A 13,988-nucleotide genomic window follows, 5' to 3' on the forward strand; every position below is an offset into this window, starting at 1 on the left:
ACTCCCCACTCCCCACTCCCCACTTTCAGGAATAGTTCTCAGTTTTCAATTAAAACTCAAAACTCAAACCTCAAAATTCTCTTCCCCACTCCCTTGTGATTGAACCTTTCTCTCGGCAACCGAGTCTAAAGGAGGGAGAAAATAAACTGGTGAGAAAACTTAGAGGTGTCAGTCATACCCGCTCAGGTGTCAACCAATAACCCGACTGCAAACGAGTCAAACGCCGACTCCGAGTTGGTGCGACAGTGCCAGCAAGGCAACCAGCAAAGTTTTCGCCAACTCTATCTGCGCTATCAGCAGCGAGTTAGATCGACTCTCTATCAGCTATGTGGTGCTGAGGGGTTAGATGATTTAGTTCAAGAAGTCTTCCTTCGCACCTGGAAAGGTTTGCCCCAACTCCGGCAGGTATCCCAATTTTCTACTTGGCTTTACCGGATTTGCTGGAATGTGGCATCGGATGAGCGGCGAAAGTTTGCGCAGCAGCGTGCTTTCAACTCAAAACTTAAAGCAGATGCAGAGGCAATACCTTTGGGAAACTCAAACTCTGCCCAAACTCCGGATCTGATGCGGTTACACTATCAAGATATCGTACAGAGAGGACTCGAACAGCTAAGTTTTGAGCATCGTACAGTTATCGTTTTGCACGATCTCGAAGATTTACCCCAAAAAGAGGTTGCCCAAATTTTGGGCATAGCATTGGGAACAGTTAAGTCTCGTCTTTTCCATGCTCGCATGTCCCTGCGGCAATATATCGAGCAACAGGAAGGCTAGTAATTCCTAAATTTATCTGGTATCTTGCCATAAATTGACGATCGCTAGTAACAGTTTTGCAGAATAAAATGGGCAATTTTCCACGATCGCAGGAAGTAAACCTTAAAATTATAGCAACCGCCAGGGCGGTTAAGACATTCTAAATTCCTCAAACCCTTGATTTTACAGCTTTCTTCCCTAGCAAGAAAGTCCCTAGCCCCTAGTCCCTAGCTATACCATAATTTTCATGATGTTCATGTTGTGTCAGTTTGATGGAGCAGAAATGCTATGAGCAAGTTACCCCCCGATGACCAACGATGGCAAGAGTTTCTCCGTCAAAATCGCCCTACACCTCCGTCAGGGGCTGATGATTTGGAAGACCAAATCATCAGTGCAATTGAGAAGCAAGATCTCCCACTTCAGGGACGGCGCTTGTGGGCTGTGCCACCAGTAATTGCGGCTGGTTTACTGATGGCTTGGAGTGGTTACCGCACACTTACACCCCCATTTGAGTTATCAAATTCTTCTACTAAGTTGGAAGCTTTTTTAGAAAATAACTGGAATCACGTTGTAGGAGAGACATCAGCGAGTTCTCCAAGTAATAGTACACCAGATGAGTGGATGCTATTAGCAAATACAGCACCGTGAGAGTGTTGCAGTTGTTAGTTGTTAGTTGTTAGTTGTTAGTTGTTAGTTGTTAGTTGTTAGTTGTTATCTTTTTTTTATAACCAATAACCAATAACTAACAACCAATAGGGATAATTATTATGTTGTTACGTCGTGTTTCTGTTTTATCATTACTACTGCTTTCATTAGGTGGCATTATTGCGCTTGGCAAACCTAATTCCAATGCGTTAGCCCCAAACATAGTTCAAAATTTTGAGAATCGACCACCTCAAGAACGGATTAGGCATAGTTTGATGGAGGAACTGAATTTAGGTCAAGAACAACAGCAAAAATTGCGAGTAATTCAATATAAGTACAAAAATAGAATAGAGGGTTTACAAAAGGGAATCCATGAATCCACCCAAGAATTTAGATCCCTAATGATTACTAACATTGATTCTGGACAAATTCGCAATAAACATCAAGAAGTTCAGCAGTTGCAGCAGCAGCTAGAAGACTTGCGACTTGAAAGTATGCTAGAAATGCGAGAGGTTCTGACACCAGATCAACGTAGTAGATTTGCTCAGATGATGGAACAAAAAAAGGATAATTTTCAGAATATGATGAGGAATAGAAGAGAAGAGGAATTTTGATAGCATTCTCTTATCTAACCAAACATAATTTCATGGGAGCAAGATGCTACTCAAAAGGGTAATCAATCATTATACCACAAGTACGAGCAAGATTTAGATGGTTTTACTGGAAAGAATAAAGTCAAAATAATGGTATGATTACCACAATAAAAGACTTTCAAGGTTAGAGGGAAAGAAAGTTGTCCCAAGAACAGAGCGATGTCAATTGGATTTTAGTTTCCTTAACTAGTCCCAAGAAGAAAGACCTAGTTTTCAAACGAATTAAGTCTGACAAACAGCTACCAGATCTAATTCGGAGCGAACACTCGGTTTATGGAGAATGGCTGTTACTGGAGGTTAGTGATGTTCAATCGGTGCGAGAGTGTCTGCAAAAAATTGACTATATTAAGAAAGTGGAGCGGATCAAACCTGAAGACGCTAACCGGATGTTGGGAATATAGTAGTTATTTTTAACTTTTCTTAAGTAACTTTTTCACCAACTTAGGAATCTGAGAAGGACGCTCTGCTACAGGTACTTTTGCTTGCTTATACAATTCTACTTTATGTTGAGATGTAGTCGTAATCGTAACTGGACCTGATAATTGGGCTGCAATAATCGAACTAGGATCGCCCAATTGTTTGTCTTCAGGGGTAGAATATCCGGCAATATAAACTACCACTGGTTTATTAATAGTTTTGGCGATGTATTCAGCGGTTGCTTCCTCGCTACTTCCCCCTGTTTGATCTACTAAAACAATAACTTTGGTAGTTTTATCTATTGCCAAAAGATCTAGCCATTGACGAAAGGAAGATCCAACAATAGGATCGCTACCTAAGTTTACCCCAATAGATTGTCCGATTTGTGCTTGATTTAATGCTAAAGCTACTTCATAAGTGAGGGCACTAGTTCGACTAATCAATCCAACTACTCCAGGAGTATAAAAATCACTTTCCTGAGTACCCAATAAAACTTTTCCTGGTACAATGATACCAGAACTATTCGGTCCAATAATTAAAGTTCCGGTAACTTCTGCTGTGCGGAGTAGGCGTACCATATCCAGAGGAGGAACACCCCTAGTCACCACAACAATCTGGGAAATCCCCGCATCTATTGCTTCTAGCGCAGCATCTAATACCGAGTATGGTTCCACAAAAATAATCGTGGTATCAATAAATCCACATTCTGATAAAGCTTCCTCTACTAAATCAAATACAGGAATACCATATAATTCCTGCCCACCGTTACCTGCACTAACTCCCCCGACGAGATTTGTGCCATAAGTTTTCATTCGGGCTGCATAGTATGCAGCTATCGGTTGTGTAATGCCCTGTATCAAGACTTTACTGTCTGGTGTCAAGTTCATAATCCCAAGCTAAATAGATGCAAATTTAGAGCTTACCATAGGGGGATGAAGTATGAAGGATGAAGTATGAAGTATAAAGTATGAAGTATAAAGTATGAAGTATGAAAAATAGTTTCACTCTTCACCTTACACCCTACACCCTACTCCCCACTCCCCATTCCAAAAAACCCATTCCCCATTCCATCTTCCCCATTCCCTAATTAACAGTAGATTTAGCCAGAGAGATTGCTTGAGTAACTGCTCGATCTAAATTATCTATCCAGTGTACAGGCATCGCTGATACACGCTCTTTCGCAGAGTCAATATTTCCCCCCACCAAACGAATCACAAACTGAGGTAATCGAGTCACCGTAGTGGATTTTGACTCAACAGAATGATTTCGATTATTTGCAGCGCGACGGGAAAGAGAGATAGTATCCATCTGTCTTTCTGCTTGATTTGCTTCGTTTATAACTGGCATTTCCTCAACTTGAGATTGGAGATAATTAGCAATAGCATCAGCGACAGCTTCACTAGCAGCAGAATTGCACAAAATATTCACCAATACAACTTGAATACCTATATTTTCTGTAAGTTGCGCCAAGGCACTTTGCAGTTGTTGTACAGGAGAAGATAATGCCTGCAAATCCCAACTAGCATAACCGTTTGCCACCAGACAAATAGCTGGTTTACCTTTGGATTGATAGATTAAATCCAAGGTTGCCGCAGCCAGACAATTACTATTACAAATGATACCAATATTGCCATTGCTGTCAGTCCAATTGAGTTCTTTTGCTTGAGTATTAAGTTGGTTAGTATCAACAATTGGCTCTAGCCCCTGGTTAAGCTCCTGGTTTACTCCCCTGTTAACTCCCTGGTTAACTCCCTTATTTGATACCAACATAGCTAACTCTGAATGACGACCCAAAGCACGATCGTTGACAGCTATTTTACCATCTAAAGCCATGACCTCCCCCGTAGCACTAATCGCCAAAGGATTAATTTCCACCAGCTCCAAGTCTTTTTCGATAAATAACTGGTACATTTTCTGGATAATCCCACTGACTGACTCAATCAGATTCCCTTGGAGTCCCATTTTCAGGGCGAGACGACGCGCATAAAAAGGGGAAAAGTCTCGCTCAACCACAACCCTTTGCATGTGCGCCATCGCTGTTTCTAGATTCATACCACCTTGAGAAGATCCTAACAGAACAGGACGACCGATGCCATAATCGAGGATGACTGCGAGATACAATTCTTGGTGGGCATCATAGTGGGATTCCGCCAGGAGTACCTCCGGATACTTACCGCGAATCGGTAAGTTAAAAATTGCCCTAGCAGTTGCGATCGCATCAATTGTATTTTCCACCAACCGAATCCCACCTGCTTTCCCCCTTCCCCCCATAGGCACCTGAGACTTGAGTACCACTGGATAGGGAATCCCCAAATGCTTTAGATCTGTGGGATGATCGATACGCTGGGCAGGCAATACAGGAATGCCTACCTCACGAAATAATTCTTTTGCCTGGTATTCTAATAAGTCCATGAACAGGATTGTATAGCAAACAACAAATAATAAATAACAAATGATAAATAACAACTTACCACTAATTTTTGAATAAATAGGACAGCCATCTGTGTTTCCCCTTAGTGATGACAACCCCACCCGCACTACTCCATACGTGACTTTGGCGCTGATTGCAGCAAACATTGTGGTGTTTATCCACGAATTGAGTTTGACTTCTTCTGGGCTTAATCAATTTTTTCAACTTTATGCTGTCATCCCCCGAGAATTAACCAATAGCTTCCGTGGTATCCCCATCAATCAGTCAGTACCGGAATTACTGACATTGGTAACTTCCCAATTCCTCCATGGTGGTTTTATGCACGTTGGTGGAAATATGTTGTTTTTGTGGATTTTTGGTAACAATATTGAAGATAGACTCGGACACCTGAAGTATTTAATCTTTTACATTACTTGTGGCATTTTAGCTGCTTTATCTCAGTGGTTTTTCTCTATGTCATCACCGATTCCTTCCCTTGGTGCTAGTGGCGCGATCGCAGGAGTGATGGGAGCCTATATTATCAGGTTTCCTGGCGCTCAAATCAATACTTTAGTTTTCTTGGGCTTCTTCATCACTAAGATAAGAATTCCAGCAATTTTATTTCTGGGTATTTGGTTTTTGCAGCAAGCTTTCAGCAGTTTCGCTAGTTTAAATGTACCATCTGATATCGGGATGAACAGTGGTGGCATTGCTTACTGGGCACATGCTGGTGGCTTTGTTTTTGGTGCTATTCTCGGTCCATTGATGGGATTGTTTTCTGAGGAATAGTTTTGTTGTTTGTTGTTTGTTGTTTGTTGTTTGTTGTTTGTTGTTTGTTGTCGAACAGATGTTTCACCGATCGCAGTTATTAGTTATTTGAGGAACTATTGCCCCTCTAACTAACAACTAACAACTAATATAGCAGATTGCAGGTTTATGAAGTACACATCAGAAACCCGGTTTCTTTGAGAAACCGGGTTTCTCTGCACCTCACATACCTGAAAATTACTGCTACTATACCTCATAACAGCGGTAACCGCTGTAACTAATAACTAGCAACTAATAACCAACAACCAACAACCAACAATCAACAACCAACAACTAATAACTAATAACTAATAACTAATTAGAACCTCATTGCTGGAGTAGGAATTTGCTTTTCCTCTTCTTCTTCCTCTTCTAACTCATCGTCATCAAAGCTATCTTCTTCTTCATATTCATCGTCATCAATATCTTCAAAATCTTCCATGGGAATTGATTGCTCCACGCCATTAATAATTGCACCTAATAGGAATGACGGTTCTACTTCCGATAATTCTCGTGCAGCCTGATCTAAAATAGACTTCTGAGTAGTACCAGGTCTAGTCACTAAAATCATACCGTCAGTTAGGGGTTGGAGTAACCGAGCATCATCCCAACGAGACAGAGGCGGGGTGTCTACGACTACAAAGTCAAAGCGACTGCGAGCATCTGCGATTAACCGTTGCAATTCGCTTGATTCTATTACAGCAACGGCTTGTCGGAGTGGACCAGGGCTAGGGACAATGTAAAGATTCTCAATCTCCGAGGCGAATTTCACGCATCGATTAATGGAACTATAATAGCGTAGGGGTTCAACTCTGGCATCAGGTTCAGTGGGAACTCTGAGGAATCTGGCTTGGGATGGCGATCGCAAATTAGCTTCAATGAGTAATGTTCGTTTGCCTGCTTGTGCCGATGCGATCGCTAAATTATAAGCACTGACAGTCTTGCCTTCGCCCTCTATCGTGCTGGAGATCGCCACCACTTTAATCGATTTATTTTCGCCACGACGGAGTTTACTGCGGAACCTTTCGTATAAATCCAAATAGGGAGAATCTGGTTTCAGGATAATTCCAGTTTGCCCGAAGTCTGGATCCAAACTGATGACAACTGGTAATTCTGCCAAGACTTGCACATCATGCTGCACAAGTACCTGGATGATTTCTTGGGGTGAGTAGAGGGTACTGTCGAGGATTGCCAGTAATAGAATTGAGCCACTAGCGACTAACAAAGCGACAACCACACCTCCGCCTAGGGCTATTCCTGAGTTCACACCTTTAAGTTCCCCGCCCACTTTTTGCTCTTGTGGGAGTTTGTCGTCAACTAAGAATAGATTGCTAACAGCTTCAGCTTCGGCTGCTTGGGCATCAATTAACTGTGCTTGTAACTTGCTGTAGAATTCTTGTTTAATCTTCAACTGTTGCTCTAACCGGGAGCGCTCTAACCGCTGAGTCGGGATTTGTTTATACTGTTGTTGGAGCTTTTGCTCGGTTCTTTTTGTGAATTCCAGTTGTTGTTTAAGGGTTTCTCGTTGGGTTTGTAATGCCACCAATTGGTTAGCCATTTGCATTCTAGTGGGGTCCAGATTGCTATCTTGGCGAACTTTAGTCGGGCTAAATGCTTCCCCTAAGCCATTGCCTCCAATTACTTCCGCTCCTCGCTGCGCCAGCATTTTAGAATAAGTTTGTTGCTGTTGAAGTAGGGTTTCCACGTTTGGGTGAGCATCGAGATAGCCCTGACTTCTGAGCATTTCTACCTGAGTATCATTTTGCTGAATCTGCGATCGCAGACTTTGTATAATCGGATCTGCACTCAGAGCTGATGAGGTATAGGCTTCGTCAGCCGTCAAACCCAAACGTTTTTCCAAACTCGCCATTTGGGTATCCAGCCCTTCTAGGGTTTGTTGTAGTTGCCGTTGCTGTTGTTGGGCACCAGTAATTTCTGCTGGTAATGATTGATCTTGACTGATAGCAAATGCTGCACCACCGATGCGATCTAATCTTTCTAGTTGTTCTTCTGCCTGCTTTAGTTCTGCTTTAGCCGTAGTGGACCGCTTCTGTATAGAGTCAATGATAGTTGTCAGTCGTTTGCTATTAATCAAACGACTGTGCTCAATCATCTTCTGCATCAAGACTGCGACAGTTTTCCCTGCCCGTCCTTCCTCAGTATCTTGATACCCTATGATAACACCCGATGGTGGACCTCCTCCCTTACCTTTTGCTGGTGCTTCTCCACCTTGCAGCCCCACCTTTAGATTTTTGATAATTTGTTGCGGGTTGACACCTACGGTGTAGGCTGTTGCTTTAATCACGTTTTCTGACTTGAGCATCTCCTCCGTAATTAAAATACCTTGTTGCTGAATCTGCTGTCCAGTTTCCGAAAATACTCTCGGTGGTGTACTAATCCGCAATTCAGCTAGAACTTGGTAAGATACGGGAGTCCGAGTTGGTTCAATCAGCGCTACCACACCAGATATTGCTGTAATCAGAGTAAAAACGCCAATTCCTACGATTTTATGACGATCTAGAGAGATTAAAAAACGTTTGACTATAGGGGGACTCATGGTTGTTAGTTGTTGGTTGTTAGTTGTTAGTGGTTAGTTGTTGGTAGTTGTTGTTAGTTGTTGGTGGTTAGTTGTTTGTTGTTTTCTGGTAAATTAATACCAGATACCTGATTAGCCATTATTCATTTTAGTTATTATTATTATTATTATTATTATTATTATTATTATTGGAACCCCCAAACACATTTCCTACATTCTGAAAAAAGCTCCGGAAGTCTAGAAAAGTACTAAATGGTCTAGTAATGAAACCAAGGGCATAGTTCACCTTAGCAATCAAGCTGCGGCCTACGACAATCACATCTTCATCCTGCAAGGGGATATTTTGGGCCAAATCGCCTAACAAAACCCTTTTGCCATTAATCTCTTGAGTAACAACTTTACCCTGTTCTGGGTCGAAACGCATCACCGCAATTTCTCGGAGATTAGCATTTTCTAGGCTAGGAGCCAGCGCCGTTAACGCATCAATGAAATTACTGCCATTGGGTAGCTGTAGATTAGCTATTCGTCCATCAGGATAACTCAACACCCGCAGCGTGATGCTCGGTTGTGCCAGAGTTGAGCGAGCTGCTAGGCTTTGGTCGTAATCTGTCAATGTCCCCGTTTCTAATTTCAACACCACTACTGCATCCCCATCTCGCAAGCGCATATCCGGTAATTCTGAGGCATTTTGCAGGGGAGTAAATAAGTCAACCTGCTGCTGAATAATGGAATTATCAAGAGGTGAGCGACGACGGACGACAACGTTACGCAAATCTGCTAGATTAGTCGTACCGCCAGCAGCTTGTAGTGCTGTTGTCAGCGGTGAACCCGGCCCGAGGGAGTAATATCCTGGGCGCACCACTTCCCCAGCGATGGTGACATTTGCTGGGCGCAAACCTGCTAGCACCACCGTCACTTTGGGATTTCTGACAAATTGACTAAACTTTTGTTGGAGTAATTCTTGAACAGCTTCCGGGCTAAGTCCTAAAATTTTCACTTTGCCAACCAGCGGTGCTATAATATTCCCCTGCAAATCAATAGTTCCTTGAAAATTAAGATCAGTAAATCGTTCCACATTTACCCCAACTGAATCACCTACTCCTAAAAGATAACGATTGAATTGCTCTGGTGAAGCAAGCTTAGGTGATTGTTCCGGATAACCTAGAGGTGGTAATGGGTTGCGCAAGTCGTAAGTATCTGTGGGCGGGAAATCAGGATTGGGAACACCGACTTGAGGAAGCGTGGGGAATGGAGAGTTAGGTATAGGAGATTGAGGATTCCCCACTCCAGGGTTAGGAGGTTGAGGAGGGGGAAAGGCAGGAAGTTGGGCGCGAGGAGTTGGGTTTGGTATTGATACTGGATTGCTCTGTGGGGGAGGGATTACAGGGATAGGAATACTGGTTTGAGGTGTAGTATTGAATTGTCCACTTTCCACTTCTGTTTCTCTATCAATAGCTTGAGTGGGTGGAAATACTGGGAGTTGGGCGCGAAGATTAGGATTGGATTCAATATTGAGTTGAGAATTAGATTCAGTATTGGGTACTGATATCGGTGATTCAGTGAAAGTCTGACTCATACCCTTACCCGCCAAAACACTAAAATCAACCAGCAATAACACCAGGGTGAGACTAAAAGGTAAAGTATCTAAAAGCGAGAGAGAAAGGTGATAAAAATCTTTTTTTCCTTTTCCTTTTTCCCTTTGATAATTAATAATACTCAATTTCATCATACCCCTCACGCTCCAACAAAAGGACCGACCATTAAAGCTGTCTGAACCATTTTAGCCAAGGATTCTGCTAACGGTTGGGTTACTTTAAGATCCCCTAAAGGCTCCATGGGAATCTGGAGGCAAACCGCCACCCAAGAGACGCGCTGCCGCTGTAACTGAGCAAGTTGGTCAACCCAGAACCAACTACTGTGAGCTGGGTCTCCTCCCTCTAACCAAGCATACCATTGCACCACCCCCACTGTCTGATCCTGAGTCCAAGCCCTAAAGAAACGCGCTTCAACTTCAGCTTGCTTAGGGTTACTTCCCTCTGGTGACGACTGTTTCTTGATGGCTAGATCGGATGGTGCTACCTTAAACTTAATTTTAGTATAGGAATCCGTCTGCCATCGCAAAGCACTGTCAATATCCACCCATTCCACTTGGGGTTGTGACTTACTATCTCCTGGAGGAAGGAGTAGTAATGTGACTGGTTTAGGGGTACTTCCCTCCAATAACTGATAAGACCATTTATGCCCACCAATTTCGACAACTTTTTGGTCTTTTATTTGCCAACCAGGAATTTCTAGCCCTGCTGTGAGTACCTTTCTAATTTGATTTAGGTGAGCCATGTTGGGCAATTTTGCCCAGGAAAATTGTCCCTTTAAGTAACCCGGTATTGTCCCAAATCCTAATAAAACTAATAGCAGTAAAATAAGAATCGCTCGCGGAAGTTTAATGCCTTGGATTGATTTGAGCATACTTGCGGATTTCATAAGTTTTAGATTGTGAGGGGCTAGGGGCTAGAGGTTAGGGGGAAGAATAATTTTGATTTCTCAGTTAAAAGTATTAATTCAAAACTCAAAACTCAAAACTCAAAACTCTCTTACCTCTGCCTCTTACCTTCAATTACATTCAGTAACAGCACCAATGTACCTAGCATACAGGCAGAATAGAAGTCGCCACCCCAACCTTCGTGGAGCCACTCAAAAGCACCTTCTTGACCTGTACCGTGAAATAAGGTGAGTAGGGTATTCCGCAAGATATTGGCAGTGACACTAATGGCTGCTGCACCAGATAATAACAAAATGGTATTCCGCCGAGATTTTAATGCTCCACTCCAGTAAAGTAGCATTAAGCCTACATAGAGACTAGTAAATAACATTTTTAGTCCGGCGCAGTGAGGGGCTACCTCAACAATTCTACCCCCGACAAATAAGTTAGTACCAACAACTGTGATATCAAGGCCAAACTGAAGTAAAATAAAGCCAGCCGTCCCGGCAATAAATGTTTGGAGAGGCAAAACCCAAGGCTCAATTAAGTAAGGGGCTGCATTTGGGGTTGCAAAAAATATCAGTAGCCAAGGAACGAATTGTAGTTTAAATCCAGGCATTCCTTTCAACCAAAGGCAAAGTCCAGCCAATATCGTAGGAAAGGATAAATTAACTAATTCCGATTGCCCCGACAGATAGGAGATTCCTCCTAATATTAGGAATACCATACCCAAAGGATGGGCATTATCGGGTATCTTACGCCATTCTTCCCGCTGCGTCCAAATAATATAGGCGGCAAAGGGTAGTCCAATTAAACCGTGACTGAAGTATTCATGCTCAATACTGATACTTTTGTTGAGCCAGCCATCGTACCAGTGAATCAGTAAGGGGGCATAGATAATTGCCATGATTGCTATAATCGCGATATCTAAAAGATACCGTTCAATAGCAAGGGGAATTTTTCGTCCAATTGCCATGGTGGTTGTTAAAGTTTTGAGTTTTAAGTTTTGAGTTTTGACAAATAACCAACAACCAACAACCAACAACCAACAACAAATAACCAACAACCAACAACCAACAACTAACAACCAATAACTAACGACTTTAAAGTATCAACAACGAAATTGACTTGCTCGCTACTTAAGCCGGGATACATAGGTAAAGATACAATCTCCTCACAGAGGATTTCGGAATTGGGGAAGTCACCCACTCGATATCCCAAATATGCGTAGGCGGGTTGGAGATGACACGGGATGGGGTAATGAATGCCTGTGTCAATTCCTGCTCCTGCTAGTTTATCTTGGATCGTCTGTCTGTCTAGGGGACAGGCATCAGTGACTCGAATAACGTAAAGGTGATAAATATGACCAGTACCGCTTTGGTTTTGGATAGGGATAATTCCCATATCTTTCAGGGGTTCTAGTAACTTATCGTACTCGCTAGCTGCTAAGTTGCGGGACTGATTCCACCCTGCTAAATGAGGAAGCTTTACATTAAGAATAGCTGCTTGTAAGGTATCTAAGCGACTGTTTCTGCCAATATCGGCATGGAAATATTTGCGAGGTGCGCCGTAATTCCGGAGAGAGCGCATTTTTTGGGCGACTTCAGCATCTTTCATTAAAACCATCCCGCCATCACCAAAGGCTCCCAAATTTTTACTGGGATAGAAGCTAAAAGCAGCCGCTTTCCCTACCGAGCCTGCTATATACCCCTCTCTTTGGGCTAGGTGAGCTTGGGCTGCATCTTCAAAAATCAGCAAGTTGTTAGCCTCAGCAAACTCTAACAATTGGCTAGGCGACACCATCTGACCGTAGAGGTGAACGGGTACAATTGCTTTAGTCTTGGGGGTAATTGCTTTTTGGGCTGCATTTAGGTCAATCAGCGCTGTATCAGGGTCACAATCGACTAAAATAGGGGTCGCTCTGGCTTCGTTCACGCCAATCAAGGTAGCGATAAAGGTATTGGCGGGAAGGAGTACTTCATCGCCCTCACCAATACCACAAGCTCTTAATCCTAGCGCGATCGCATCAGTTCCAGAGGCGACTCCAATTCCGTATTCTGCACCAGAAGCGGCGGCAAATGCCTGCTCAAATTCTGCTAAGGCTTTACCCAGCACGAAATCTCCTCGTTTGACTACAGAGTGGAGGGCTTCGTCTAACTGGGCTTGAATGGGTTGGTGTTGCTGACTCAAATCAACGAACGGAATTTTCACTGAGGCTGTTTGATTCATCTTCAATGAGGGCGTATGGGTGACAAGGGGTACTCTTCCCCTTTATCTATTAACGTCTAATTTTTCTGGTGATGCAAACCCCTAGATGAAAAAATTATTGTAAAGTTTTTTATCCGTTGTTGGTTGTTGGTTATTTGTTGTTTGATTTGTGACTTCTAATTATTCTTCTCTACCAGGAAGCCGCAATCTTCCCAACTCCGGTAATTCTATTAATTCTTTTTCAAGTTCCTTCACCTGAATCGGTAATAGTAAAGGTTGAGGCTCTTCCTCAATTAAGCAACTCGCCAATGGTAAACATCTTTCCAAATCTTCCAAAGGTCGAGTCACCACCGTTACCGCAATCAATTCACCAATCCGCCGAGCCTCTGCCATCCCCACTTGTAACGCCATCGCCACTTCTGCCACTCTACCCCGAATAATTACAGTACACAAACCATCACCAATGGTTTCGTAGCCAGTGAGTTCCACATCAGCCGATTTGAGCATAGCATCCGCAGCACCAACGATGGCTGGGAATCCTCTTGTTTCCAATAATCCTAAAGCTTGAGAGCTATGGCGGGAACGACTTGGGTGTCTTAAATCATCAAGGAGGTGAGAACCAATCGGAAATATTACCTCTAAATTGGGGAAAGGGCGAGGAATGACTAGGGAGGAAAGAAGTTGACCTTCTCGTTTCGCGTGTTCAATTCCTGCTTGCACAGCAATCCGCACCTCAGCAGTTGCTCCTCGAACAATAGCAGTACAATGACCACTGCCAATTTTCTCAAATCCTACGAGGGTGACACCAGAGGATTTGAGCATAGCATCAGCCGTGCTGACGATAACCGGAAAACTAATTGTGGAAACCAAGCCCAAGGAGGTTTGGCTAGTGCGATTACTTTTGGGCAAAGAGTCTCGGGGGACTATTCCATAGTTGTGTAACTCCATCATAAAACATCCATCTGTCTTGAGAGAGGTTAGAGGTTAGAGGTTAGAAGTTAAAGGCAAAAAATATAATTTATAGGACTTGCGCAAAGATTATATCTGTAGGGTGTGTTAGCGTAGCGTAACGCACCATAGTCA

The 13,988-nt window shown here is 43.0% G+C and carries 13 protein-coding genes; 5 read left to right on the top strand and 8 right to left on the bottom strand.

Annotated features, from left to right (window positions below; genetic code table 11):
- Positions 1-165 precede the first annotated feature (165 nt).
- The 4 genes from NJ959_RS15710 to NJ959_RS15725 all read left to right on the top strand — a co-directional run bounded on the left by NJ959_RS15710 (position 166) and on the right by NJ959_RS15725 (position 2,449).
- A complete protein-coding gene (locus NJ959_RS15710; RefSeq protein ID WP_254012681.1) occupies positions 166-771 on the top strand; it encodes a sigma-70 family RNA polymerase sigma factor in 606 nt (201 codons plus the stop codon).
- A gap of 267 nt (positions 772-1,038) precedes the next feature.
- A complete protein-coding gene (locus NJ959_RS15715) occupies positions 1,039-1,398 on the top strand; it encodes a hypothetical protein (protein ID WP_254012682.1) in 360 nt (119 codons plus the stop codon).
- A 119-nt stretch (positions 1,399-1,517) separates the two neighbouring features.
- Positions 1,518-2,009 (top strand): Spy/CpxP family protein refolding chaperone, encoded by a 492-nt coding sequence (locus tag NJ959_RS15720; RefSeq protein WP_254012683.1) that lies wholly within the window; start codon positions 1,518-1,520, stop codon positions 2,007-2,009.
- A gap of 179 nt (positions 2,010-2,188) precedes the next feature.
- Positions 2,189-2,449, top strand: a complete 261-nt coding sequence (locus NJ959_RS15725; protein ID WP_254012684.1) for a hypothetical protein — start codon at positions 2,189-2,191, stop codon at positions 2,447-2,449.
- Positions 2,450-2,458: 9 nt separating this feature from the next.
- Here NJ959_RS15725 and NJ959_RS15730 read toward each other — a convergent pair whose 3' ends face one another.
- On the bottom strand, positions 2,459-3,352 hold the full coding sequence (locus NJ959_RS15730) for a succinate--CoA ligase subunit alpha (RefSeq protein ID WP_254012685.1): 894 nt from the start codon (positions 3,350-3,352) through the stop codon (positions 2,459-2,461).
- Between the two features lie 196 nt (positions 3,353-3,548).
- On the bottom strand, positions 3,549-4,877 hold the full coding sequence (locus NJ959_RS15735; RefSeq protein ID WP_254012686.1) for a succinate--CoA ligase subunit beta: 1,329 nt from the start codon (positions 4,875-4,877) through the stop codon (positions 3,549-3,551).
- 91 nt (positions 4,878-4,968) lie between these two features.
- Between NJ959_RS15735 and NJ959_RS15740 the strand changes: the two genes are divergently transcribed.
- A complete protein-coding gene (locus NJ959_RS15740) occupies positions 4,969-5,664 on the top strand; it encodes a rhomboid family intramembrane serine protease (RefSeq protein ID WP_254012687.1) in 696 nt (231 codons plus the stop codon).
- Between the two features lie 337 nt (positions 5,665-6,001).
- On the opposite strand, the gene NJ959_RS15745 is transcribed toward NJ959_RS15740, so the two are convergent.
- From NJ959_RS15745 to ccmO, 6 genes are all read right to left on the bottom strand, one after another.
- On the bottom strand, positions 6,002-8,239 hold the full coding sequence (locus NJ959_RS15745; protein ID WP_254012688.1) for an exopolysaccharide transport family protein: 2,238 nt from the start codon (positions 8,237-8,239) through the stop codon (positions 6,002-6,004).
- A gap of 127 nt (positions 8,240-8,366) precedes the next feature.
- Complete coding sequence (locus tag NJ959_RS15750; protein ID WP_254012689.1) at positions 8,367-9,947, bottom strand: polysaccharide biosynthesis/export family protein; 1,581 nt, start codon at positions 9,945-9,947, stop codon at positions 8,367-8,369.
- A 5-nt stretch (positions 9,948-9,952) separates the two neighbouring features.
- Positions 9,953-10,699, bottom strand: a complete 747-nt coding sequence (locus NJ959_RS15755) for a cyanoexosortase B system-associated protein (protein WP_254012690.1) — start codon at positions 10,697-10,699, stop codon at positions 9,953-9,955.
- A 110-nt stretch (positions 10,700-10,809) separates the two neighbouring features.
- On the bottom strand, positions 10,810-11,673 hold the full coding sequence (crtB, locus tag NJ959_RS15760; protein WP_254012692.1) for a cyanoexosortase B: 864 nt from the start codon (positions 11,671-11,673) through the stop codon (positions 10,810-10,812).
- Positions 11,674-11,777: 104 nt separating this feature from the next.
- The gene (locus NJ959_RS15765) at positions 11,778-12,926 is read right to left on the bottom strand and encodes a DegT/DnrJ/EryC1/StrS family aminotransferase (RefSeq protein WP_254012691.1); all 1,149 of its coding nucleotides are present in this window, start codon (positions 12,924-12,926) and stop codon (positions 11,778-11,780) included.
- 159 nt (positions 12,927-13,085) lie between these two features.
- Entirely contained in the window at positions 13,086-13,853 is a 768-nt protein-coding gene (gene ccmO / locus NJ959_RS15770; protein WP_254012693.1) for a beta-carboxysome assembly protein CcmO, read from the bottom strand.
- Between the last annotated feature and the right edge of the window lie 135 nt (positions 13,854-13,988).

The organism is Limnofasciculus baicalensis BBK-W-15 (genome assembly GCF_024178385.1).
Taxonomy (GTDB): domain Bacteria; phylum Cyanobacteriota; class Cyanobacteriia; order Cyanobacteriales; family Coleofasciculaceae; genus Limnofasciculus; species Limnofasciculus baicalensis.